General features: G+C 52.9%; 23 protein-coding genes, 1 tRNA gene and 2 pseudogenes. 20 read left to right on the top strand and 6 right to left on the bottom strand.

Annotated features, from left to right (window positions below; translation table 11 throughout):
- The first annotated feature begins 2 nt into the window (after window positions 1–2).
- From AC6I8C_RS13420 to AC6I8C_RS13370, 11 genes and pseudogenes are all read left to right on the top strand, one after another.
- Complete coding sequence (locus AC6I8C_RS13420; RefSeq protein WP_497822771.1) at window positions 3–2567, top strand: type VI secretion system Vgr family protein; 2565 nt, start codon at window positions 3–5, stop codon at window positions 2565–2567.
- Complete coding sequence (locus AC6I8C_RS13415) at window positions 2564–4108, top strand: hypothetical protein (protein ID WP_497822770.1); 1545 nt, start codon at window positions 2564–2566, stop codon at window positions 4106–4108. The genes AC6I8C_RS13420 and AC6I8C_RS13415 overlap by 4 nt, the downstream gene beginning before the upstream one ends.
- The gene (locus AC6I8C_RS13410) at window positions 4105–5244 is read left to right on the top strand and encodes an Imm72 family immunity protein (protein ID WP_497822769.1); all 1140 of its coding nucleotides are present in this window, start codon (window positions 4105–4107) and stop codon (window positions 5242–5244) included. Before AC6I8C_RS13415 ends, AC6I8C_RS13410 begins: the two co-directional genes overlap by 4 nt.
- Before the next feature lie 11 nt (window positions 5245–5255).
- Window positions 5256–6014: pseudogene (locus AC6I8C_RS13405) on the top strand (type VI secretion system Vgr family protein); the annotation flags it as partial.
- A gap of 337 nt (window positions 6015–6351) precedes the next feature.
- On the top strand, window positions 6352–6603 hold the full coding sequence (locus tag AC6I8C_RS13400; protein ID WP_497822768.1) for a hypothetical protein: 252 nt from the start codon (window positions 6352–6354) through the stop codon (window positions 6601–6603).
- A gap of 548 nt (window positions 6604–7151) precedes the next feature.
- A complete protein-coding gene (gene tssE / locus AC6I8C_RS13395) occupies window positions 7152–7601 on the top strand; it encodes a type VI secretion system baseplate subunit TssE (protein WP_497822767.1) in 450 nt (149 codons plus the stop codon).
- A gap of 14 nt (window positions 7602–7615) precedes the next feature.
- A complete protein-coding gene (locus tag AC6I8C_RS13390) occupies window positions 7616–8086 on the top strand; it encodes a hypothetical protein (protein ID WP_497822766.1) in 471 nt (156 codons plus the stop codon).
- Window positions 8087–8211: 125 nt separating this feature from the next.
- Window positions 8212–8610: a YdcA family protein gene (locus tag AC6I8C_RS13385; RefSeq protein WP_497822765.1), complete on the top strand. Its 399-nt coding sequence runs from the start codon at window positions 8212–8214 to the stop codon at window positions 8608–8610.
- Window positions 8611–8672: 62 nt separating this feature from the next.
- The gene (locus AC6I8C_RS13380; RefSeq protein ID WP_497822764.1) at window positions 8673–8846 is read left to right on the top strand and encodes a hypothetical protein; all 174 of its coding nucleotides are present in this window, start codon (window positions 8673–8675) and stop codon (window positions 8844–8846) included.
- A pseudogene (locus tag AC6I8C_RS13375) lies at window positions 8819–8950 on the top strand (GIY-YIG nuclease family protein); the annotation flags it as partial. The gene AC6I8C_RS13380 and the pseudogene AC6I8C_RS13375, both read left to right, overlap by 28 nt.
- 46 nt (window positions 8951–8996) lie before the next feature.
- Complete coding sequence (locus tag AC6I8C_RS13370; protein WP_497822763.1) at window positions 8997–10373, top strand: VasL domain-containing protein; 1377 nt, start codon at window positions 8997–8999, stop codon at window positions 10371–10373.
- Between the two features lie 226 nt (window positions 10374–10599).
- Here the strand turns inward: AC6I8C_RS13370 and AC6I8C_RS13365 are convergent.
- The 6 genes from AC6I8C_RS13365 to AC6I8C_RS13340 form a co-directional block, all read right to left on the bottom strand.
- Window positions 10600–10674 (bottom strand) — tRNA-Arg (locus AC6I8C_RS13365).
- A gap of 161 nt (window positions 10675–10835) precedes the next feature.
- On the bottom strand, window positions 10836–11915 hold the full coding sequence (locus AC6I8C_RS13360) for a fimbrial protein (RefSeq protein WP_497822762.1): 1080 nt from the start codon (window positions 11913–11915) through the stop codon (window positions 10836–10838).
- Window positions 11900–14338, bottom strand: a complete 2439-nt coding sequence (locus tag AC6I8C_RS13355) for a fimbria/pilus outer membrane usher protein (protein WP_497822761.1) — start codon at window positions 14336–14338, stop codon at window positions 11900–11902. Before AC6I8C_RS13355 ends, AC6I8C_RS13360 begins: the two co-directional genes overlap by 16 nt.
- A complete protein-coding gene (locus tag AC6I8C_RS13350) occupies window positions 14338–15045 on the bottom strand; it encodes a fimbrial biogenesis chaperone (RefSeq protein WP_497822760.1) in 708 nt (235 codons plus the stop codon). The genes AC6I8C_RS13355 and AC6I8C_RS13350 overlap by 1 nt, the downstream gene beginning before the upstream one ends.
- A 54-nt stretch (window positions 15046–15099) precedes the next feature.
- Complete coding sequence (locus tag AC6I8C_RS13345; RefSeq protein ID WP_266308086.1) at window positions 15100–15702, bottom strand: fimbrial protein; 603 nt, start codon at window positions 15700–15702, stop codon at window positions 15100–15102.
- 594 nt (window positions 15703–16296) lie between these two features.
- Window positions 16297–17232, bottom strand: coding sequence for a formate/nitrite transporter family protein (locus AC6I8C_RS13340; protein ID WP_497822759.1), 936 nt, complete (start codon window positions 17230–17232; stop codon window positions 16297–16299).
- Window positions 17233–17474: 242 nt separating this feature from the next.
- Between AC6I8C_RS13340 and ccmA the strand changes: the two genes are divergently transcribed.
- From ccmA to ccmI, 9 genes are all read left to right on the top strand, one after another.
- Complete coding sequence (gene ccmA / locus AC6I8C_RS13335) at window positions 17475–18092, top strand: cytochrome c biogenesis heme-transporting ATPase CcmA (RefSeq protein ID WP_497822758.1); 618 nt, start codon at window positions 17475–17477, stop codon at window positions 18090–18092.
- Entirely contained in the window at window positions 18092–18751 is a 660-nt protein-coding gene (gene ccmB / locus AC6I8C_RS13330) for a heme exporter protein CcmB (protein ID WP_497822757.1), read from the top strand. Before ccmA ends, ccmB begins: the two co-directional genes overlap by 1 nt.
- 66 nt (window positions 18752–18817) lie before the next feature.
- Entirely contained in the window at window positions 18818–19558 is a 741-nt protein-coding gene (locus tag AC6I8C_RS13325; protein WP_497822756.1) for a heme ABC transporter permease, read from the top strand.
- Window positions 19555–19788, top strand: a complete 234-nt coding sequence (gene ccmD / locus AC6I8C_RS13320; RefSeq protein WP_497822755.1) for a heme exporter protein CcmD — start codon at window positions 19555–19557, stop codon at window positions 19786–19788. Before AC6I8C_RS13325 ends, ccmD begins: the two co-directional genes overlap by 4 nt.
- Entirely contained in the window at window positions 19785–20270 is a 486-nt protein-coding gene (ccmE, locus tag AC6I8C_RS13315) for a cytochrome c maturation protein CcmE (RefSeq protein ID WP_497822754.1), read from the top strand. The genes ccmD and ccmE overlap by 4 nt, the downstream gene beginning before the upstream one ends.
- Window positions 20267–22225, top strand: coding sequence for a heme lyase CcmF/NrfE family subunit (locus AC6I8C_RS13310; RefSeq protein ID WP_497822753.1), 1959 nt, complete (start codon window positions 20267–20269; stop codon window positions 22223–22225). The genes ccmE and AC6I8C_RS13310 overlap by 4 nt, the downstream gene beginning before the upstream one ends.
- Window positions 22222–22779, top strand: coding sequence for a DsbE family thiol:disulfide interchange protein (locus AC6I8C_RS13305; protein WP_013358620.1), 558 nt, complete (start codon window positions 22222–22224; stop codon window positions 22777–22779). The genes AC6I8C_RS13310 and AC6I8C_RS13305 overlap by 4 nt, the downstream gene beginning before the upstream one ends.
- A complete protein-coding gene (locus AC6I8C_RS13300) occupies window positions 22776–23228 on the top strand; it encodes a cytochrome c-type biogenesis protein (protein ID WP_497822752.1) in 453 nt (150 codons plus the stop codon). The genes AC6I8C_RS13305 and AC6I8C_RS13300 overlap by 4 nt, the downstream gene beginning before the upstream one ends.
- Window positions 23228–24439 carry a c-type cytochrome biogenesis protein CcmI gene (gene ccmI / locus AC6I8C_RS13295; RefSeq protein WP_497822751.1) on the top strand — a complete coding sequence of 404 codons (1212 nt, stop codon included), beginning with the start codon at window positions 23228–23230 and terminating at the stop codon, window positions 24437–24439. Before AC6I8C_RS13300 ends, ccmI begins: the two co-directional genes overlap by 1 nt.
- Window positions 24440–24561 lie beyond the last annotated feature (122 nt).

Here is a 24561-nt window from a genome sequence, read left to right as displayed (position 1 = left end):
CTATGGACTCCACCCTCGATAACTGGCTGGCGCTGTTTGACGGACAGACCCGCTACCGCTTTGAGATAAACGACAGCATCCTGAAGCCGGATGTGCTGAACTTCCACGGGCGGGAAGCGCTGAATGCGCCGTTCAAATGGCGCATTGAGTTCACCACATCTCAGAAAGGTATTACCCGCGAGGATGCGATGCTGAAGTATGCCACCCTCAGCATGCTATCAGGCCGGGTTGTGCAGGGCATTATCACCGGTTTTGAGGTCCTCCAGGAGACCGTGGACCAGACGCATTTCGCTGTGACGCTTTCCTCGCGCCTGGCACTGCTTGCCCATACCCGCCGCAGCGCAGTCTGGCAGAATGTTTCGGTAACGGAACTGGTGGAGCGGGTCCTGCGCAGTCACGGGCTGGAAGGGGCGGATTTTGAATTCCGGCTGGAGCGCACTTACCCGGTACGGGAACTGATTACCCAGTGGCGGGAGACTGACCTGCAGTTTATTCAGCGAATCCTGGCCGAAGACGGCATCTGGTTCCGCACCGGGGTCAACACCACCACCGGGCTGGACACGGTGACCTTTGGTGACAGCCAGCTCCAGTATCAGTTTGATGTACGCCTGCCTTACCGTGAGCCTTCGGCGCTGTATGACGGCGCGGTGGAAGCGGTCTGGGATGCACGAGTGTGGCACCACACGGTGACCGGCAGCGTGGCTACCCGGGATTACAACTACCGCACCGCCAGCATGCCGATGGATGCGACCGTCAGAGTCAGAAATGAATCGGCCACCATCGGTGAACATTACCGCTACCTGGCACCTTATCGTGAAGCGGGGGATGAAACCACCTCTGAGCCGGAAACTGAAAGCGGAGCCTTTTACGCCCGCATTAATCATGAACACGCCCTCAATAACGCCATCCGCCTGCACCTGTTCAGTAACGCCAGTCACCTGACGCCGGGGATGGTGCTGGAGACCGGCGACAGTGGTGTGCCGGAGCTGAAAGAGGGGATGGTCATTACGCTGACCACTTTCTCCGCCGCCCGTGACACCCGCCTGCACGTGTCCGTCTGGGGTATGCCCTACAGCGAGCAGTTCTGTTTCAGACCTGAGCCTGTACCACGTCCGCTTATCGCCGGCACGCTGACGGCTCGTGTCGAGAGCGACGAGAAGAACGCACTGTATGCGCACCTTGATGAGACGGGGCGTTACCGGGTGAAACTGGACTTCAGCCGTGAAGACGCAGAGCCCGGGTATAACTCCCTGTGGGTACGCCAGGCCAGACCGTACGCTGGTGAAACGTACGGCTGGCACACGCCGCTGACTGACGGCACCGAAGTGGGGATTGCCTTTGACGGCGGTGACCCGGACCGCCCGTATATCGCCCATGCGTTCCATGATTCTGAACATCCGGAAGTGGTCACCCGGGACAACCGCAGCCAGAACATCCTGCGCACTGCAGGCCAGAACGAACTGCGGATGGAAGACCTGCGCCAAAGCGAGCATATTGCGCTGAAAACGCCGTTTGGAGCCACGGCCCTCAACCAGGGCCACATCGTTGATGCAGAGAACGAGCCCCGGGGGACCGGCTTTGAGCTGCGCACCGATGAGTACGGGGTGATTCGCGTGGCAAAAGGGCTGCTGGTCACCGCCGATGGCAAAGTTCACGGCGAAGGCGATGTGCTGGATATGGACGCGGCGCTCCGGGAGATTGAGGCCGTCCGGACGCAAATCGAGGGGCTGGCCACAGCGACCCGACAGGCGAAAGCCCTGGAGGCTGATATTGCCAGCCAGCAGGCGATGTTCAGCACCCGGCTGAAAACCCTTAATGAAATACTTCACTTCTCAGCACCCGGGGGGATGGCTTTTACCAGCGCAGAGCACCTGCAGCTGGCGGCCACTGACAATATTGCCCTGAATGCCGGTGGTGATATCAGCATCGGAACCCGGGGGCATATCACCGGACTGGCGGGCGACAGCGTGGGAATGTTTGCTCAACACGGCAGGCTGAGCCTGATTTCGGCTCAGGGGCCGGTACAGTTTCAGGCTCAGAATGGTGTGATGCACCTGAGTGCGGAGCAGAAACTGACCCTCATCTCAGCCAGCGAGATGCTGCTGGCCGGGAAGAAGCGAATACGGCTGGTTGGCGGCGGGAGCTCCATCCTCATTGAACAGGGGCAAATCAAATACGAGACGGCGGGAACGTACACCCGCAAAGCGAGCCGACTGGACACCGAAGATGGCACCTCACAAACATCGGACGTGCCGTGGCTGGCTGACCCCCTGAAAGACCGCAATGATGCACTGATGCAGTACCTCTACCACGATGATGCACCGGTGGTGGGCGCACCGTTTACCGCGACGCTGGCGGACGGCTCAGTGCGTACTGGCAACCTCGACGGTGCTGGCTGTCTGCACCTCGATGACGTGCCGGATGGCCCGTTGACGGTGGATCTGGGGCCGGATGCACGGAATTATTTACGGAAAAATAAAATCGGTAATCAGCACTTTATTGGTTCGTCAGTGACCGAATCCGATATTGACGTACTGATAATGAAACACAGCGGAGGTGTGGAATGAGTATGCCGGGCGTTGCGAGGTTTAAGGGAACCAGCCTGGAAACCGGCCAGTGGATCTGGGGAACGCTTCAGGGCGCGTTTAATGAAAAGCAGACCATCGGCCAGATTCTTGTGGATGCGGTAATTGGCATGATCCCGCTGGTCGGGGATGTGACGGCGGTGCGCGACCTGCTCGCGGTTTCCATCGGACTGGCGAAAGAGCCGAAGAAACGGGAAAGCGCGACGGAATGGCTGTTTCTGGTGATTTTACTGTTTGCCCTGATCCCGGTGATTGGCGGCGTGATAAAAGGAGTCGGACGTCTGGCTTTGCGCGTGACCATCAACGCGGCAGAAAATGTGGAAACGCTCGGAGACGTAATTAAGTTTCTGAACCGGGTCGGTGAAGGCGATGCGGTGAAGTGGCTGAACAAACTGAATGTGGTTGAGTATCAGGCGCAGCTGATAGAGAAAATGAATGGTTTTTGCCACACGCTCATCACCGCCATCAATCAAATCCTGAAAGCCCGGGTCGGGCGGATGCTGCCGGAGAAATGGCAGGCGGACTTACTCCGGGTACGGGATGGTTTTGCGGCGCTGCAGCCGCTGGCATCCCGCATGATCCCACAGGCGCTGAAAGAGCTGGACACGAAACTGCGGGTGCTGCAGGCGCTGGTGTACAGGGGGGACATTCACACGATAGCGACAGGAAAAGGACGTGCTGAAGTACGGCGTGAGGCGGAAGCCTATCTGATAGAGCGTCCGCTGCGTGAGGCACCGAAACAGGGCACCCGTTTTCCGAGTTTTCATGCGGAGGCGCTTCATGAAGACAGATTACGTCTGAAATATTCGAAGTCTGGATATCCGGATTTATTGGGGCATAAAGGTGAGAGTCCGGCATTTGGGGATAAGCAGGTATTTACGAATATTGCATCTTTCAGTGGTGGAATTATCGCCAAAAGCGCCCGTGATATGGGGGGCAGCACCATCTTCCGTGCCTTTGGTAATCCGACAGAACTGGCACCAAAAGGCTCCTGGGCGGCCGGGGGATTCTGGGGCTATCAGAAAGTGCCTGGTAACGCGGAAGAATGGCGCCAGTTATCGGCGGTACTGGATGAGTGGAACGGCAACGGTTTTCTGGTGGTGCTGCACCTGCCGGAAGACCTGGCAATACGTATGCCGGGCACCAATGCCTGGCACGGGAAAATTGCCGAACAGTTCGGGAGCGATATTCCTGGTCAGTATCTTAAGGGGGGCGGCGAGCAGGTGATCATCAACCTGGATGAGATGCTGAAAACAGAGCTTAATCGCATCGGAGAGCAGGTCAAGGCCACCGGGCAGGCTGCCAGGGTGGAGGTTAACGGGGTAAAAGCAGAGTTTTACCCTTCCGGCTGGAAAGATGTGGAAGGCGTGCACGGTTACAGCAAACCGGAGGGGATTGACCCGCCCTATACCACCTTTACGCGCGAACTGCATGACGATGAACTGCGCAGCAAGGCAGTGGAGAAAACGATAATTAACGCCGCCCGTATGGAGCGCCAGACAACGACAGGAAGTGAACCATGATGAGCATCGAAAAAACAAAATACCCGATGAGCGATGAGCAGGTGCGTCGCAGGCTGTTCTGGCTGTTACAGCGGCTGAGCAGCTACAGCCTGTGGCAGCGTAAACGGAATGCCTGGGCGTGCTTTACTGAAAAATATGAGCAGGCGTTAAAGACCTGGCCGGAGGAGATCACGAAGGGGTTTCATCCCAGGAGCATTATCCGGGCGTATGATGCGCTGCGCCTCTATGATGAAGGGCTGCCTGAACTGGCAGTAGGCAACCGGCAGGTGTGGCAGCGTTTAACGGGAGAGTTTCATCGGCTTTTTCGGCCCGTGAGTTTAATCAGAACTTATTTTTACTATCCCTGCCATAATGAACGTGGTGGCCAGGAAGAGCCTTATCCCCCGGAAATAGAAGAAATTAATAAGTGGCGGGTTGCAGCGGAATTCTGGGGCGATAATTTACTTTATCCGCCGTATGATAATGTCTGTAACTTTTTTGATGCACAGTATCTGCTGGATCCAAAAAACTATATCTATAATTTAACCCGCCTGGCTTACCCGGTATTTCCCCGTCACCTTCCGCCCGTTCCTGAGCGCAGCGATATTATCATTAAAACCGATGACCCGGTGCCCTGTGACGGCATCTGGGAGCCGGTGGAAATCCGCTACCACCGCAAGCTGCTGGTGATCAGAGACGGTATCAGCGGGTTTAAAAACCTCGGAGCCTATAACTATTTTATCCGCGGAATGCGGGCACCGCGGCAGATGTATTACGACGTGTTGATGGAAAGCGATAAGGAAATACTGATACCGGATGACCCGATTCGCTACCGGGACGTCGAGTGGCGTCTGGTCTGGGAGGATACCCGCTACTGCGACGGTATTATCCCGGATGAGTCAGAGTATTTTCTGGATGATGTACCGGGTGAGCGTATTACCTGCCGGACTGGTGAACAATGCCCTCATTACGGGCAATGGTCGACGCTTGCCGGAGGGCATCAGCAGTTTATTGAAGTTCAGGCGGGTGCACTGATGCCTGAGGCCGTGAAATATCAGAGCGATATGTTTGCAGCTGAAATAAAGCTCCCGGCGACATGGAGCCTGCTGGCTCGGGATGATGGAGGAAGTGTTTATAGTAAGCCGGAGGAGGGTTAAGTTTTCGTCATCAAATCTACGGCTGGCACACGCCGCTGATAAATGGCACTGAAGTGGGGATTGCCTTTGACGGCGGTGACCCGGACCGCCCGTACATTGCCCATGCGTTCCATGACTCAGAGCATGCGGATGTGGTGACACGGGATAACCGCAGCCAGAACACCCTGCGCACCGCGGGTCAGAACGAACTGCGGATGGAAGACCAGCGCAGGAGTGAACATATCGCACTCAGCACGCCGTTCGGGGCCACGGCACTGAACCAGGGCCACATCGTTGATGCAGAGAACGAGCCCCGGGGGACCGGCTTTGAGCTGCGCACCGATGAGTTCGGAGTGATTCGCGTGGCAAAAGGGCTGCTGGTCACCGCCGATGGCAAAGTGAACGGCGAAGGCGATGTGCTGAGCATGGATGAGGCTCTGAGGGAAATTGAGGCAGTCCGCGTACAAATCGAGGGACTGGCCACAGCGACCCGGCAGGCGAAAGCCCTGGAGGCTGATATTGCCAGCCAGCAGGGGATGTTCGCCACCCGGCTGAAAGCCCTCAATGAAATACTTCACTTCTAAGCACCCGGGGGGATCGCTTTTACCAGCGCAGAGCACCTGCAGCTGGCGGCCACTGACAATATTGTCCTGAATGCCGGTGGTGATATCAGCATCGGAACCCGGGGGCATATCACCGGACTGGCGGGCGACAGCGTGGGAATGTTTGCCCGGCGCGGCAGGCTGAGCCTGATTTCGGCTCAGGGGCCGGTACAGTTTCAGGCGCAGAATGCAGGACAAGGTTAAGAAACAAGTCTGCCGCTCAATGGACAAATCTGTATCAGCAAGCGGTGCCTTTTAACGCTGTCAGCATCGGAGCACAGAACTGTCATCTGGACAGCTATATTGAGTGGCTTGGGCGACAATACTATCAATACCGCTGTGAATGCATGAAGTATGAAAAACAACGTGGCGATATTCTAGCCTCCGCCGGTGCTTCTGCCGGGTTATTGGGGATTTCACCCCAGTCAAAAGAAACTTCAAGACACGACCAGAATGAACTTGATGTGTTGCACAAAAATTGGGGTTGGCTGGACGATGCCCATGATGCTGCAATAAGAAGAACAGTATGGAAAATAATCCAAATGATAAGCGTATCCAAATCGTGCCTCATATCTACAGGCCTGCATTGAGGCGAGCGAGACGTTTTCTTGATTATGCCCATGCTGCTTATCTTGGTCAGCCTCAGCCTTTGCCCGAAGATAATGCGCCCTCAGATATGTATGTCTGGTTTATTCATAACAGACAAGCAACGGGAAATGATGTTGGCATCTCTCAGGATTTCCTGGTGATTCGTTCACTGGAAAAACCTGATGTGTAACCTGTAACCGTCAGTGACCCTTGGGTCATTCATCTTTATTTATTCTTTAACGCTTATTACTTGATATACCGTCTTGCCAGGGTACAGATGGTGTGTGGTATGAAGAAAATAATGCTTCGCATGCGTAGTGGCCTCGACAGATTATAACTACTATTCAATTATGGAAAGATAAAGGAACATGATTAGAGTTGGAAGCATTGAGCAATTAGAAGCATGTGTTAACTTTCTGATTGAAAGAGAACTTTGTGTTATGCCTATTGAAAGTTATGGAATAACTTTTTTCCTGGATTCCTCCCTTAAAAAAATCAAGTACAGCTAAAAAGTAAATTTGATAATCGTAATTGGGATGGTTGTTCATATCGTGATGAAGAAAGAAGTTTATTAATTTTATTAAGTAGTGCAGGGGCGATGACTAATTGTATTGCCACCGTGTTATCGTTGCATTCGAATTACCTTGAACAGTTTGACTCTTTATAATTAATAAAATAACTAAAGCAATGTCAATATTGACTAGATAGAGCTTAATCGTAATATGAAGGAAGTGACCCATGAATCAAAATCCCCCGTCTCTGTGCGAGATGCTTTATGGCAATTTTGTCGGTGATCTCGACCTTCAGCAGGTCAGTGAAGAAAATCAGGTCATTTTGTCGGTTCTGGACAACATGCAACGGATCCTTAACTGCCGTGCAGGCACGCTAGCGCATTTGCCGGACTATGGCCTGCCGGATATGACCACCATTCTACAGGGGCTTCCCGGCACCGCACATAAGCTGATGTCGACGCTGTCTGCGGTCCTGCTGAAATATGAGCCGCGCCTGAAGTCTATTGAGATACTACTGCTTGACCAGGAAATTCCCGGCGAGTTGCGCTATGCCATTGACGCTGAACTTAAAGGGATTGACCTCGTGCGTTATGGCACTGAGTTTATGCCGGAGGGACGAGTGATGCTCAGACACCTGAAACAACAGCAGTATCTCGATACCAAACCCCGTCTGTAAGGTCAGAGAGCATCATGTCAGTTAAATCACAGTTTCTCGAAAAACTGCAGGCCCGACAGTCTGCTCCGGCTTCATCTGTTAGCAAGAGTCAGGTCGATATTGCAGAGTTTCGCCTCCGAATGGCACAGCTTCAGGAGCAGATGGACGCGTGGCTGATGGGTACCGGGCTGAATGTGGAGACGTTTACCGTCTCTGTTACAGACCTGCTGGCGGAGGGCGGGGCTTTTGATATTGCTTCCCTCGTTTTGCATATAGACGACCGGTCTGTAAAATTTGTGCCGGTATTCCTGTATGGTCAGGGTGTAACCGGGTGTTTGGAAGCGACCTTCCATAATGGCGGAGTCGTGACGCCTCTGGGGCGATTATTTATGCGGTCAGGCACGGTGAACAACTGGACCTTTGTTCCGCCAGGTGTTTTATCTCTCTCCGGGCAGGGTTTTGATGAAAGCACATTTTTTGGTTTGATTCTGGCGCTCCTTCCATAGTGCAACCGGAATGAGCAATAGTTATATTTTTAGCCTGTCTGTCATTGCATCATTACCTGGCGAAAAAGTTAATGGCTGACGGAGAACAGAGCCAAAAAATAACGAAATAAATAACGGATATGGAAATGAGAAAATTAATCTTTATTCTGGTCTCAGGGATACTGTTTACGGCACAGGCCGATGCTGCACGTGGAAGGCAGCCCTGCTCAGGTTCAAAAGGCGGTATAGCGCACTGCACATCGGATGGCCGCTTTGTCTGTAATGACGGGAGTCTGAGTCAGTCGAAGCGATTCTGTTCCGGGTATGGTTCCTCAGAAACCAGCAATCCGGTAAGACCATCTGCTTCCACCCGCAAGGCTAGGTCGAAAAAAGTGACAACTGCGAAAAAGCAGGAGCCGCAAAGTGTTGCAGAAAACGACGAACCGGTCAGTACCCAACCCCGACAGCCCACATGCGCTCCCCTCTATATGGCCAGTAAGCCCGGATACACCCATTTACCGATTTGCTTAGGGAATCAGTATTGATTTGATATAGAAAAGATTCTATTCCCAATATTTAGATTAAATCGTCAGGATGAAAATAAGAAATGAAAGAAATAAAACATGGCACGAAGAAAAAAGATGACAATGCTGTGGGTATTATTCTGGTTATTATTGACGTCATTGTATGGGGTATTTATGTCACGGTAAGAGCATTAATCAATATTAATGGGCGATTTAAGCAGCGTAAGGCTTTTTCCGGGTCGAGCTCAGCCGGATAATCGATGAGGTTGAGCGTCATCATGGGCAGGTTGAATATATTGCTGACCCGGTGGCGCTACAGTATCTGCAGAGTTTCGAATATGTAGAAAGCCAAGCCGCATAAGCAATAATCTTTAATAGCCCCTGGTACGTCAAATGGACAACTGGTCATGAATGACATCACCCCGCGTAAAATCAAAACCGGCGGCGACCCGCGCACGCTACCGGACTATGCCACCCTGCGTGATGAGCTGAGTAAGCTGACGCATCGGGCTCGCCCGGATGTGAACTGGCATTATGTCGAAAAACTCTGCCTCTCACTGTTTGAGCAGAACGGTGTGGAATTGCAAACGGCAGCCTGGTATACGCTTGCGCGTACACAACTGACCGGCTTACTCGGGCTCAATGAAGGGCTGGCGATACTCGAGGCCCTGATAAGCCATCAGTGGGGGGCGCTGTGGCCGCAGCCAGTCCATGCGCGCATGGAAATCCTCAGCAGCCTGAGTCAGCGCCTGCAGCAACGGATGCGCTCGCTGCCGCTGAATTACAGCGACCTCAGCCAGCTGTATCGGGCGGAGCAACTGCTTACCGCACTCGGAGAGGTACTGCAGCGTCTGGAACTTAAGCATCTGAGTCAGCTTGATACGTTGCGTACCCTGATGCACAACAGTGCTGTCCGGCTGGAAAACAGCGATAGTACCGGGTCGAACATTCAGCCAGGTATTGTGTTGCCAGCCACCGTGATGAATGATGCGACAGCATCCACCAGAGACTTTGCTGGTGATCCGGATGAAGATACGCCAGAGAGTGCAGTGAAGAGGACTTACGTTGCGCCACCGGAACAGCTGCCTAATGTGGAAGTGCTGGCAGCTATGCCCACTCCGATAAAAAAATGGAAATCCTTCGCTGCCGGCATGTGTACCATGCTGGTAATAAGCATAGTTTCAGTGTGGAGCTGGCATTTTCTTCACCGGCCAGACCTTCTACAGAATCAGCTTGTTGCTTCACTGGCTCCGTTCCCTGCACCTCTTACGTCTGAACAGTTGGAGATGTTGCGTCAGCAGACTCCGTTACCGCAGGATCTTATCGCACAGACACAGCGGCAGCTTGCCCGGCTGGATATGTTGCCGCCTGACTGGAATATTGACTTCAGTCGACAGCTTGTAAAACAGGCGCAGGTGCTTTCGCCAGAGCAGGCTAAACCTCTGGCACAAAACTGGCAGCAGCAACTCAATGCGATTGCATTACCGACAGAACATCTTGCTGACTGGTATCAGGGAATGACAACGCTACAAACACTCAGCGACAGACTTAATGGGCTTGATGAGCAGAAAGGTAAATACATAACGGTCAGTGAGCTGAAGTCAGTCGTTTTTTCAGCCATGCAGTCTTTCAGCCAATCGATACCGGCTGAAGAGCAGCTAAGAGCATTGTCACAAAATCCCGCGGGCGAACCTCTGCCTGCTGCTGCCAAAGCTCAGCTGGAGATGCATCTGAAGCAACTGACTGCCCGTTATGCAGAAATAAAACAGAATGCATCTAAATAAAAAATATCTGAAGCATTCGATGCAGCCAATTACCTATACCCGGCCGGTCATGATTACAACGCATTCGCAGGTGTTCATTCATTTGTCTGAAGAGCATAGCCATAGCCGTTAAACAATCAATGGTAATTGAGCAGAGAAAAGGCAAAGGGGTGTAGCCGTCATTAATGACCTGATGTTGATTTTTAAGGGGTTTAAATGATGGGGCGTTTTCTAAAGAGAAGAAGTCTGGTGTCCCCTGCAGGAATCGAACCTGCAACTAGCCCTTAGGAGGGGCTCGTTATATCCATTTAACTAAGAGGACAGCGGCGTGCAGTATAGCGAAACAGGCCTGAAGATTCACCAGGTTGCCGTGCGTTTGCTCATTCCGCCAGCAACACGGCTTTTATGTCTCCCTTCCACTGCTATTGAGGTCGTGACGACGAAGGTGCTAAAGCCAAAAAAAGCGCATCGCCGCCAGTAAGCTTACTCATATTCCATGTAGATAATGATGGTGCCGACCACGGTGCCAGGCGAGGCCTTCGCTGCATCAAAAATTTTATAGCGTGCACCAATATCGATCGACGTCAGCGATGAAACGAGATCCTTGCCTTTGGTCATCGCTGCCAGTGAGGTTGATGCAGAGTCATAACCGGTCGTGAATTTCAAGGGATCAGAAAGGGTATTAAACAGCTGAAAACCGATGCCTGAAGAGGTTGACGATGCATTCCTGACGATGTAGTTGGCGCTATCAACGATATCGTTACTGTAGGCTCTCAGATTGAAAGTTTTCGTGGCCTGACTGTTTATGCTTCCGCTGCAGGAGAGGGGGATAGAGAAGCGCGTATCGGAGTAATCACCGGATTTAAGGGTAAACAGCGTTGTAGAAGGCAGGGTGAACTGCTGGTTCTGGATGCTGCAGGTCGTGCTGACCGGAACAAACGCGACATTAATCGATGAAAATCCTTTGAGATCGGTATAAGAGGCGGTTTCAGCAGCGGCGTTAGTCGCTACTAGTCCGCGCAACGCACTTGCGGTCGGATAAGTGGTGTTGCCGTTCGATGAAATCAAATACATTAACGGAATTTCCGCATTTCCAGTGCTGGTGGCGGCATCGTACGCTGTTCCTTCTACCACTTCAGCATTAATGGTTATATCAGTATCAAACTCAGATGCCGGATAATCCTGGCTAATAAAGCCTACAGTAAAGCTTTTACTTGTAACAGGAATTGTCGCTGTAAATTTTATATAACTTTCCTGGTCGCCAGTGTTAAACTTTACAATATATCCCCCTTCTATTCCATTGCGATAATAGAGAGTTTCACCACTGGTCTGACAACCTATTTTAAAAGCGGAGAAGTTTGAGCTCTTGGTTACTGAATAGTTACTTGATAGTGAGAGCATGTTCGCCAGGTCTATATCACTGGACGACGAAGTAGCGACGTGAGATTTACCTGTTGCCAGGTTATATGGGTTGCAGAATGCAAGGGCCTCTTTAGCTGGAACAATCATTAGTCCGCCGAGCACTATCAGTGTTGTAAACAGATTTTTTATAAACTTTTGCATAGATTATCTCCGGTAAGAACCGCGTTTTTAATCACGCAGGACTGCTGTTTATCGAACCGCGCCAGAATATAGTCAGGTAAGGCATCAGCTTTGACGTAAATCAGGCCGCCCTGAGCTACAAAACCTAACTCTGCTCCTTTTCGGTCAAACAGCGAGGCACCAAACGCCAGCGGTGTTCCGTCAGGGTGACGGGCCAGTAATGAAAATGTTTTTCGCGTATCGGTCATGTATTTCACATAAGAAATACTGCCTTTCCAGGGGGCGATTTTTTTAATATTTCCCTGAATATCACTGGCGGATTCAGAATTAAGATGAAATGTATTTTTACGCCACGGGGTCGCGAAGGGCACCAGCGCCTTACCCTGACTGTTAGTATAAATTGTCGCATTACCATTAACCTTCGCACCTGCAACGCCAGGGGCATCAATAATCACGAAGTGATTACCGGTCTGTGGCGACGTTAGCAAGCCGTGCTGAGAGAGCAAAATAGTTCCCGAAGCCGTCGCGCCATATTGGGTATATTTTTCGCCCTGTGTCAGATTCCCGGTAAAGGTCGACCACGGAGATGCATAAGAGAAATAACCGCCAGAAGAGACGCCGTCACGGCTTCGATTATTCACTAGCAGGTTATACCTGAACGCGTCTGAAACCTTCTCATTCCAGCCCAGAGAGGTGCTTGACTGGCTTCCTTCAACACTGGATGAGGCACTGACAGTGCCATCGTGCCCAAATAGGCTCCAGGGAATGCTGAGTGTTAAACTGGCGTAGTCTTCCTGGCGATAAACCGCCTTACTGCGATTCTCTTCGTACGTTTCTGCATTAGTGTAAATTCTTTTGCCTGCATTCAGTGACCAGGAAATCTGATTATAAGTGTTGCTCCATCCCACACTGAACTGGCGAGAGACTTTGTCAGTATTCCAGTAACCCACAGCATAAAGGCTGGCGTTTAAACTGCCATAACCTGCGGGCAGGCGTTGATCAATAGCCAGATTAAGACTGTTCTTTTCCTGCGCTCGGTAGCCTATACGGTCGCTGATATATTCAGCAGCGGTGTCCGCCTGACTCAGAGTAATAAAGTTTTTGTCGCTGTAAGAGGCCGCAACAGTGACTGATGTTCGGGTTGGAAAATGTTTATTCAGCGCCACCCTGACTTTCTCACCTTGCTGCTTTTCTTCTGTCAAATTTGCCTGGGTATATTGATAGCTGGTAGTCAGCGTACCGAGCCACGGAACAAGTAGACCGGTACCGATCAGTCCTGACTGGTATTTTTCGGCAGCAATGACACCGGTAACCATTGTTAAATAATTGTTAATGCCCCGGCTATATTCTACCTGAACAAAATCATTCTGCCTGAACAGGGCATCACTCTTAAATTTACCGGCATATATCTCCCAGTCGGTTGAGCCGCTTCTTAGCAGGCTGCCTGCAGACGAGTATGGGATGATGGTCGTGGTTTTACTGCCATCTGCGTTTTCAATAACGAGTGAGAGGTCAGAGCGTGAGCCGGTTGGCATAAGGTCAGCAAATTCAAAAGGACCTGGGGGAACGCTCTGCTGAAAAACAACCCGGTTATCCTGTAGCACCTTAACAATCGCATTGGTTTGTGCCACACCGCTGATGACAGGCATATAGGTTCGGTAGCTGTCAGGCAGCATGCCGAGATCTTTAGTCAGACTCACGCCACGGAACTTTACACTGTCGAACCAGGATGAACTGGTATTATCTTCACCCACTTTAACCGTCGAACTTATCGAAGGTAGAGATTTCTCAAGATAGCGAGAACGGTTCATCCAGCGGGAATTGGTCTGATTGCGATAGTAATAGCTATTGTCGCGCAGATGCCAGTCAGCCACGTTAAAGCCACTATTCAGGGTCAGATAAAGATTGGACTGATTATTACTGTCACGGTATTTACCGCCAGAAAAGATGGCACTGTAGTTCGTGAATAACCCTGTGATTCCCTTATCCCACAATTCTGGCGGCATCCAGTTGCGGTCATGCGCAATAATACGTGCCTGCGGGACGGTAATATCCAGCTGGAAAATATCCTGACGAAACTTAAGCGCGTCGTCAGTGACAATATCCTGCAGGTCAACCCAATCATGGTTCAGCGGCGTCAGTTTCTTATCATGTGCGTCAGGGTCGGTTTTGATATCTAAAGCACTGATATCTTCTCTGGGAATAAGAAAGACGCCATTCCCTTCCACTCTTAGCTGATGATTACCTTTCCACTCTTTATTAACATAAATATCCACGCTGTAAACGCCAGGAGAGATAGGATTTCTCTCACCGGACCAGGTTTCATTTGAGGCGCTACCGAGCATAAAGCCCTGATTAAATTCTTCCTCAGCATAGCTGCGAATACACACAGCGATGCTGATGAAAAGTAACGTTGTTTTTAAAAGAGTCAGTCTGGTCTTCATTAGCGGCTGATATCTACTGTTCTTAAGGTTCCGAAATCATCAATGTAGGTCAGATAAAATTTCCCCTGAGTGGACAAACCCGCAGACTTACCTGTTGAAGCGCAACTAAAGGGTTTTGCCAGCACGGTTTCCTGCAGCAGGTTATCTTTTTTGCTGCCATTCCTGACTTTGCTTAATCCGGCCACGGTGACGTAATAAGGAGAGCTATTATTAATGCAAATGCCGTTATTATCGCGGGTCAGCTTAAGGTAATCCTGTAGTTTATTTTGATCGACGCTCAGATTAGCAGGGCGATAAAAAACTTTGACTCGGTTTCTGACAGCGAACTGGAGGTAGCTACCGCTTTTATCTTTCGGGTTAGGTGGGATATCAATGAAATTAAGCCAGAAGAGGCTTTCACGATCTTTTGGCAGCGAGGCAGCCAGATTGTTTTTTACTACAGTCAGAATCTGGCCATCATTGGCGCCGATACGCACTACCGAGGGTACGACGGCCAGCGCCAGCCGGAGGTTTTCAGGCTTCTCATCAGGATTTCCGTTGTCTATCCATGACTGAACGAGATGAGCTTCTGCTGATTTATTAACGAGCTGTACGTTGACGCTTTTCTTGTCACCACTATAGATAACACGCGTATTATTCATTACCACGCTGGCGTTTGCGCTTAATGAAAAAATGCATAGCAGTGTGCCTAAAGAAACGAGTTTCATTTTCAGTCCTCATTTTTAGACATCCTTGTCTGAGAGAAATATCCTGTTTTACAGTTAATCGTAATTGAAGGTATAAGTCGCAGTAGTCACCACTGAACCCGCTTTTACTGCCGCTCCACCGTAGTTGTAGTAGTTGGCATAGTAGTTAATAGCGCCAGCAGCTGGTGCGGTATCAAAGTTTGTACCATCTGAAGAGGTGGTTTTCAGGCCACTGTCCAGCGCCGTGTTCAGGGTAACCAGCTGACTACCATCCTTAGTAATACCAATGCCTACACCGCTGGAGGTACCGGTTGTATTTTTCAGGTAGGTGTTATCATCAGAAACATTTCCGCCTGAAAAGGTGATTTTCAGCGTCTGCGCTGTAGTGCTGGTGCTGTTAAAACCCGAACAGCCATCGACATTCAGCGTAAACTGTTTTGCATTCGTCGGAATGACACCTACCGTAGTTCCCATGTCGCTGCTGGTGACCGGATTTAAATCAACGGCGAAGTCACTTCCGCTGTTAGTTGTTACGTTACAGGTTGCATCAGTCACCGCACCGTAAAAGGTGATGGTGCCGCCGCCGACGTCAGCGGTAGTCGAGGTGGCGAAAGCGACCTGGCAGGTCATTAACAGGGCAATTCCTGCAGTAATTTTATTAAACGCTAATTTTTTCATTTTTATAATCCTATTATTGAGTCTGATTAATGTGGCATGTATTGCCACACTAAAAATTCTCTTAACGTGATGACGCAGGATTAATTACCCGGTCCTGGTTGTGTGTAATTAACAGGAAATAGCCCGGCGCGAAAATAAATGCTTTTTTTCAGGACTTAACTTTTTTCGCTTTAATCAATTAAAGTGAAGTGAATAAATCAGTTACCAGTCCGGCTTATACAGCATCGCGTCAGGAATAAAGCTTTCCTGTTAGCGGTAAATGTAACAAAAAATTCGCTCGGGAAGTATATGCGGGAGATTATATATATTTATTCAAATGCTGATGAGGGTTAATATAAGGAGAGGGGTTTGTTGGGTGTTTTTAGATTCTATTAACCTGTATTCCAGAATGGGAATATTCTGAAGATATTCAAACGTAAATTGACAAGAGGTAAAATTAATTTACGGTTGTTGAGCGCTAAATGCAAACGATAACAGCTGCTATTGCATATTCATCTTTCAGCAGCGAACGATTTCCATCTTTTTTGCCGTCTGTTTGTCACAGAGCCATGCTGCCAGAAAAACCTGCATAGCATGGCTCTGATCGACTGACTGTTACTCCGCCTTTTCCTGTTCTTCACGCTGACGGCGTTTCTCCTGCTTCCGTTTTTCCGCTTTCGCTTTGGCAACGGCCGCTTCACTCATGTCATTACGGATCTGCGCGTGGCTGATCAGCGCAAAAATCAGCGTGCCGCCGGTAATGTTGCCAAGCAGCGTCGGCAGGGCAAATGGCCAGAAGAATTCATGCCAGCTGATGCTGCCATTGAACACCAGATAGAGCACCTCCACCGATCCCACTACGATATGCGCCAGATCGCCCAGCGCAACCAGCCAGGTCATCATGACAATTACCAGCAGCTTAGCGCCCCCCGCAGAGGGAAACATCCAGACCATAGTGGCGATAATCCAGCCTGAAATTACCGCATTGGCAAACATCTCACCGGGGGTGTTTTCCATCACCTTCATACTGATATCGGTAAACGCCTGGCGGGTAGCCTCATCAAATATCGGCATCTCATTGAATGCCAGCGCACCCAGTGCCGTGCCGATTAAATTTCCGAATAAAACAATGCCCCATAACCGCAACAGCAGACCCGCATTACTCCAGGTCGGTTTGTGCATCACGGGTAACACGGCGGTAACGGTATTTTCAGTAAACAGTTGCTGGCGCGCCATAATGACAATAACAAAACCAAAGGTATAACCGAGGTTTTCAAGCAGAAATGCGCCCGGTACGCCATCCAGATGTACCTGGAATATCCCTTTAGCCATCAGCGAGGCGCCCATAGACAGGCCCGCCGCGATAGCTGACCAGAGCAGCGCCATACCGTCGCGCTCCAGCTCCTTTTCGCCGTCCTGGCGAATCTCTTCATGAATCGCAGCAGCGCGGGAGGGTAAGGCCTCCTCATCGACTTCGATGTCAGTGCCCTTGTCCTTCTCTTCACTCTCTACGTCGTTAGGACCCTGTTCATTACCTGATGAAGGCTTCATATTTTCTCCTGGTGATAGTGCTGTAGCGTAATAAGCGTAGTCGTTTTTTATTTGCTGAGAATGTAACGACCAGTGCGAATAAGCGTAACAACGTTTTTCGGAACTGCATTTTTATTCAGACTTCCGACGATACCGCACGAATAAGCTACTGGCAGCGAAACTGAGCGGTGGCTCACACTTCGGCCCACAGCAACATTGTGGTAATATCCCGGCCACTTTTAGCTGGTGCGATTCTCCCCTCGATGTTGGAAATCATTACGCTCACTTGTGCATACGATGAATGCGCGCTGTTCCGACGGCTCTCTTTTTGCGTCTCTGCTGGTGACATTGTGCAGATTGAAGGCCCGAATGGTGCCGGTAAGACTTCGTTATTGCGCCTGATGGCTGGCCTCAGCCGTCCTGAAGAGGGTGAAATACGCTGGCAACAGCAGCCAATCCTGCGGCAGCGTGAAACCTGGCACCAGGCGATGCTCTATCTTGGCCACCATCCCGGTGTTAAAGGCGTGCTCACGCCGCTGGAAAATCTGCGTTTTTACCATCCCGATTGCAGTGATGCGCAGATCTTTGCTGCGCTAGAGTGTGTCGATCTTACGGGCGATGAAGAGGTGCCGGTCAGCCGGTTGTCGGCGGGCCAGCAGCGTCGGGTGGCGCTGGCGCGGCTGTGGCTCAGTCAGGCCCGCATCTGGATTCTCGACGAGCCGCTGACCGCCATCGACAAAGCGGGTATTGAAAAATTAATGGCGCAATTTGCCCGGCATGCCGATAACGGCGGTGCAGTGATCCTGACAACCCATCAGGATTTGCCTGCGGATGCAGCACGGGTGCGTAAAATTCGCCTAGGCGACGAGGAGGCAGAGTGATGCTGTTTCGCCTCATCCAGCGTGAATTGCGCATTGCCTTTCGCAGCGGTGCGGATGTGGTTAATCCGCTCTGGTTTTTCCTGATCGTCATCACCCTGTTTCCATTGGGCATCGGACCGGACCCGCAACAGCTGGCGCATATCGCGCCGGGCGTTGCCTGGGTTGCCGCACTGCTGGCGTCGCTGCTGGCGCTGGAACGGCTGTTTCGCGATGACTTCAGTGATGGCTCGCTGGAGCAACTGGTACTGCTGCCGACGCCACTGCCGGTAACGGTCATAGGCAAAGTGGTGGCGCATTGGCTGGTCACCGGCGTGCCGCTGATCATTCTGTCGCCACTGGCCGCGCTGCTGCTGTCGCTGGATTTTAATGGCTGGCGGGCGATGGCCCTGACGCTGCTGCTCGGCACGCCAACCCTGAGTTTTCTCGGCGCGATTGGCGTGGGTCTGACGGTGGGGTTGCGACGCGGCGGTGTGCTGCTGAGCCTGCTGGTGCTGCCGCTGGCGATTCCGGTATTGATCTTTGCCAGTGCGGCGATGGAGGCGGCCAGTCAGGGATTGCCGATTGGTGGCTATCTGGCAATTCTCAGCGCGATGCTGCTGGGCAGCGCCACGCTCGCGCCGTTTGCCACGGCGGCGGCGCTACGCATTACTTTGCAGTAACTGGCTTGTACCCACCGCGCGTATAAGACGCGGCAACACTTTTTATCGTTAATGTGAGCATCTGATATGTGGAAAGCGTTACATCAGCTGGCCAGGCCCGAACGGCTTTATCAATTTTCGGGGCGACTGGTGCCCTGGTTTGCCGTTGCAGGGCTGGCATCGTTACTGCTGGGCTGGATCTGGGGATTCGGATTTGCCCCTGCTGATTACCAGCAGGGCGACAGTTTTCGCATCATGTATATCCATGTACCCGCCGCGATGTGGTCGATGGGCATCTATGCCTCCATGGCTATCGCCGCCTTTACTGGTCTGGTGTGGCAGATGAAGATGGCCGATCTGGTCTCAGCCGCCATGGCTCCCGTAGGCGCGGTCTTTACCTTTATTGCGCTGGTCACCGGTTCCGCGTGGGGCAAGCCGATGTGGGGCACCTGGTGGATCTGGGATGCGCGTCTGACATCGGAACTGGTGCTGCTGTTCCTATATATGGGCGTGATCGCGCTTTATCATGCTTTTGATGACCGCCGCACCGCAGGCCGGGCCGCCGGTATTCTGATTCTGGTTGGCGTGGTCAATCTGCCGATCATCCACTTCTCGGTGCAGTGGTGGAATACCCTGCATCAGGGCTCGTCAGGCATTCTTCAGCAGGCGATTGCACCGGTCATGCGCACGCCGTTGCGCTGGTCGATTCTTGGCTATCTTCTGCTGTTTATCACGCTGACCCTGATGCGGCTGCGCAATCTGATTCTGTTAACCGAACGTCATCGCCCCTGGGCGACAGATGTGGCGAAGCGGGGAGAGCAGGCATGACCCCGGCATTTACCTCGTGGCACGCCTTCTTTGCGATGGGCGGTTACGCCTTTTACGTCTGGCTGGCGGTTACCTGCACGCTGCTTCCGCTTATCGGTCTGACGCTGCATACCCTGTTGCTACGCCGACGCCTGCTGGCTGAGATCCGCCAGCGTGATGCACGGGAACGTCGCATCCGGGCGGCGAAAACGAAAAAAGCCGCGGCTGAAGCGGCAGGAGAGACACTGTGAATATCCGTCGACGCAACCGCCTCTATGCGGCAGTGGCGATCCTGCTCGGCCTTAGCCTGGCCACCGCGCTGGTCATGTATGCGCTGCGTTCAAACATCGATCTGTTCTATACCCCGGGTGAAATCCTCTACGGCAAAGGCGAGGCGCACGAGAAGCCTGAAGCGGGCCAGCGACTGCGCGTCGGTGGCATGGTAATGCCCGGCAGCGTCCGGCGCGATCCCAATACGCTGGCGGTATCGTTCAAACTTTATGATGCACGCGGCGTGGTCAGCGTCAGTTTTGAAGGCATCCTGCCGGATCTGTTCCGGGAAGGGCAGGGCGTTGTCGCGCAGGGCGTGCTGACGACGGGCAACCAGGTTATCGCCAAAGAAGTGCTGGCGAAACATGATGAGAAATACACGCCGCCGGAAATTGAAGACGCGATGAAGAGTAATCACACCGGCCCGCAATCGCTCTATCAGGCGGGAAATAAATCATCATGATGCCCGAAATCGGTACCTTTCTGCTCTGCCTGGCGCTGGGGCTTTCCCTGTTGCTGAGCAGTTATCCGCTGTGGGGCGCAGTACGTCAGGATGCCCGTCTGATGGCGATGGCGCGTCCGCTGGCCTGCGGCCTGTTTGTCTGCATCGCAGCGGCGTTTGCGCTGCTGGTCTGGGCCTTTATCAGCAACGACTTTACCGTTGCCTATGTCGTCACGAACTCCAACAGTCTGCTGCCGGTTTATTATCGCATCGCCGCAACGTGGGGCGCGCATGAAGGCTCGCTGCTGCTATGGGTGTTGCTGCTCAGCACCTGGACACTGGCGGTGGCAATATTCAGTCGCGGGATGCCGCAGGATGCGCTTGCCCGCGTGCTTGCTGTCATGGGAATGATCAATCTCGGATTCCTGCTGTTTATCCTGCTGACCTCCAATCCGTTTGGCCGCACATTGCCGGACTTCCCGATAGACGGGCACGACCTGAATCCGATGCTGCAGGATATCGGCCTGATCTTCCATCCGCCGCTGCTCTATATGGGTTACGTCGGCTTTTCAGTAGCGTTTGCCTTTGCCATCGCCTCACTGATGGCCGGACGGCTCGATACCGCCTGGGCGCGCTGGTCGCGTCCCTGGACGACGGCGGCCTGGGTCTTTCTGACCATCGGGATTGTCCTTGGATCTGCCTGGGCCTATTACGAGCTGGGCTGGGGCGGCTGGTGGTTCTGGGACCCGGTTGAAAATGCCTCATTTATGCCGTGGCTGGCGGGCACCGCCCTGATGCACTCGCTGGCGGTCACCGAAAAGCGCGGCACCTTTAAGGCCTGGACCGTGCTGCTGGCGATTACCGCGTTTTCGCTGAGCCTGCTCGGGACATTCCTGGTGCGATCCGGCGTGCTGGTGTCGGTGCACTCTTTCGCCTCCGATCCGGCGCGCGGCATGTTTATCCTCGCATTTCTGGTGATTGTCATCGGCAGTTCACTGCTGCTCTACGCCATTAAAGGTGGGCAGGTTCGTGGCCGGGTTCAGAATGATACCTGGTCGCGGGAATCGTTCCTGCTGGGTAATAACGTGCTGCTGATTGCCGCGATGCTGGTGGTGCTGCTCGGCACGCTATTGCCGCTGGTGCATAAGCAACTGGGGCTGGGCAGCATTTCGGTCGGTGAACCCTTCTTCAACACAATGTTCAGCTGGCTGATGGCACCGTTTGCGCTGCTGATGGGGATCGGGCCGCTGGTGCGCTGGCGTCGCGATGAACCGCAGAAGCTGGCAAAACGGCTGGCGCTGGCGCTGATTGTGACACTGGCCTGTTCCATGATCGTTCCGTGGTGGCTGCAGGATCGTATTGAAGCGATGACGGTGGTTGGTCTGCTGATGTCACTCTGGATTATCGTGCTGACGCTGCTGGAACTGCATGAGCGCGCCACCCATCGTCATCCGTTCTTTGTGGGTTTACGTCACCTGTCACGCAGCCACTGGGGCATGGTGCTGGGCCATCTTGGCGTGGGTGTGACGGTGATTGGCATTGCCTTCAGTACACAATACAGCGTGGAACGCGACGTGCGGATGAAAGCAGGTGATAGCGTCGATATTCATCACTATCACTTTGTCTTCCGCGGCGTGCAGAATCTGCAGGGACCTAACTACAGCGGCGGCATGGGCATCATTGACGTCACCCGCAACGGCAAACATGAAGCGACGCTGCAGGCGGAAAAACGCTTTTACACCGCCGCCCGTACCATGATGACCGAAGCGGCGATTGATGGCGGTTTCAGCCGCGATCTCTACGCGGCGCTGGGCGAAGAGCTGGAGGATGGCGGCTGGGCTGTGCGCATCTACTACAAACCTTTTGTCCGCTGGATCTGGTTCGGTGGTGCGCTGATGGCGCTGGGCGGGCTGTTCTGCCTGTTTGATCCCCGTTACCGTTCGCGTAAAAAAGCGGAAACGGAGGTGCGGACATGAACAAGAAAATCCTGTTTATTCCCCTGATGCTGTTTCTATTGCTGGCTGCGGCACTGCTGTGGCAGCTGACGCGCAATGCCGATGGCGACGATCCGACCCGTCTTGAATCGGCCCTGATTGGCAAACCAGTGCCGCTGTTCCGGCTGGAAGCACTGGATCAGCCGGGCAAAACGTATGATCAGCGCGTGCTGACGGATGGCAAACCGATATTGCTCAACGTCTGGGCGACCTGGTGTCCGACCTGCCGCGCTGAGCATCACTATCTGAATACGCTGGCGGAGCAGGGCATTCGTGTCGTCGGATTGAACTATAAAGACGATCGTCAGAAGGCGGTTAACTGGCTGAATACGCTGGGCAATCCCTATGCGCTAAGTCTCTACGACGGCAACGGCATGCTGGGGCTGGATCTCGGCGTCTATGGTGCGCCGGAGACTTTTCTGATCGATGGTAAAGGGATTATCCGTTATCGCCATGCGGGCGATCTCAATGCGCGCGTCTGGGAGCAGGAAGTGAAACCCTTGTGGATGAAATACAGTGCGGAGGCGGGATCATGAAAATGCTGTTACTGCTCTGCGGCCTGCTGTTCAGCATCAACCTGTGGGCAGGCATCGACACGCTGCAATTTGACTCGGAGGCCCAGGAAGAGCAATACCGCGACCTGACTGCGTCACTGCGCTGTCCGAAATGTCAGAACAACAGCATTGCCGATTCGAATGCGATGATTGCCGCCGATATGCGGCTGAAAGTCTATCAGCTGATGAAGCAGGGCCAGAGTCGCCAGCAGATTATCGACTACATGGTGGCGCGCTACGGCAACTTCGTCAGCTATTCGCCACCGGTCACGCCTTCAACCCTTATTCTGTGGGCGGCTCCGGCGCTGTTTGCGCTGCTGGGTGGCGTGGTGATCATCCTGCGTAGCCGTCAGCGCAAGACCCGCAGTGAGCTGGATGAAGATGAGCAACAGCGTCTTAATGCGTTACTGAAGTCAGACAGGAAGCCGTAATGAGTGCATTCTGGATTACCCTTTTTCTGTTACTGCTGGCATCCTGCACGCTGTTTCTGGCCGCAGGCTGGCGGCAGCGTCAGGCCAATGCAGGCGATCGCGATCGCCTTAATCAGCGTTTCTACCATCAGCGGATAGAGGAGCTGGCGCAGGATGAAGCGCAGGGCGTCGTCGCTGAGCGTCCGCTGATGGAACGGGAGCTACAGCAGACGCTGCTGGCAGATATCCCGCTGGCACAGACGCTGCAGTCACACAGCAGCCGCCGCTGGATTCTGCTGCCAGGCCTGATTGTGCTGGTTGCGGTTTCGCTGGGCACTTATCTGAAAACCGGCGGCCTGGCACAATTCACCGGCTGGATGCAGGTGCAGCAGGCGTATCCTGAGCTGCGTGCCCGCCTGATGGATCCCGGCGCTAAACCGCTGAGTATAGAGGAGCTGGCGCGTTTACAGCTCGGATTGCGTACCGCGTTGCAAACCGAACCGGATAATCTGGCCGACTGGACGATGCTGGGGCGGCTCGGCATGGTGCTGAATAATGCGGAGATGGCCAGCCAGGCCTTTGAGCGTGCACTTCAGCTTTCGCCCAACGATCTGGCGCTGAAGCAGGATTATGCAGAGGTGCTGACAAGATCCTCCGATCCGCAGGATAACCGTCAGGCATCACTGCTGCTGCAATCATTGCTTAAAGTGGATCCGCAAAACCTGCGGACGCTGAGCCTGCTGGCGTATAACGCTTACGGTCAGCAGCACTACGATCAGGCTATCGATGCATGGCAGACCCTGCTGGGTCTGTTGCCTGCCGGTGATTCGCGACACGCGATGATCGCCCGCAGCATTGAAAAGGCTCGAAGTGATGCGGGGCAGCAGAGTCGTCAGCTGGCGCTGACAGTGACACTGACCCCAGAGGCAGAAAAAATGTTACCTCAGGACGGAGTGTTGTATATTTCGGTTTCTGACGGGGATTCACCGGTACCGGTGGCGGTTAAACGTATGCCGCTCAGCCACTTCCCGCTGTCGCTGACGCTGGATGACAGCAATGCCATGATGCCGGATCGCCTGCTTTCGGCGCAGCATCAGGTTGAGGTTCGGGTGCGAATTTCCCGCGATGGCAGCGCCAATCCGCAGCCGGGTGACTGGCTGGGTCTGAGCGCGGTGACTCCATGGGATGGCCATCAGCCGATCGCGGTGGAGATCAATAAGCAGCTACCCTGAACGTCAAAATTGATAATGTTAAAAATGATGCGTGCCATTGCCTGCTGCCTCTGGCACAAAGTCAACTATGCTCATCGGATAAGCCGATACGACAGGGCTGTGACCTGAACGATGGGCTGACC

The organism is Pantoea sp. X-Soil-YNGN-844 (genome assembly GCF_059730595.1).
This window is presented reverse-complemented; position numbering and strand designations above follow the sequence as displayed.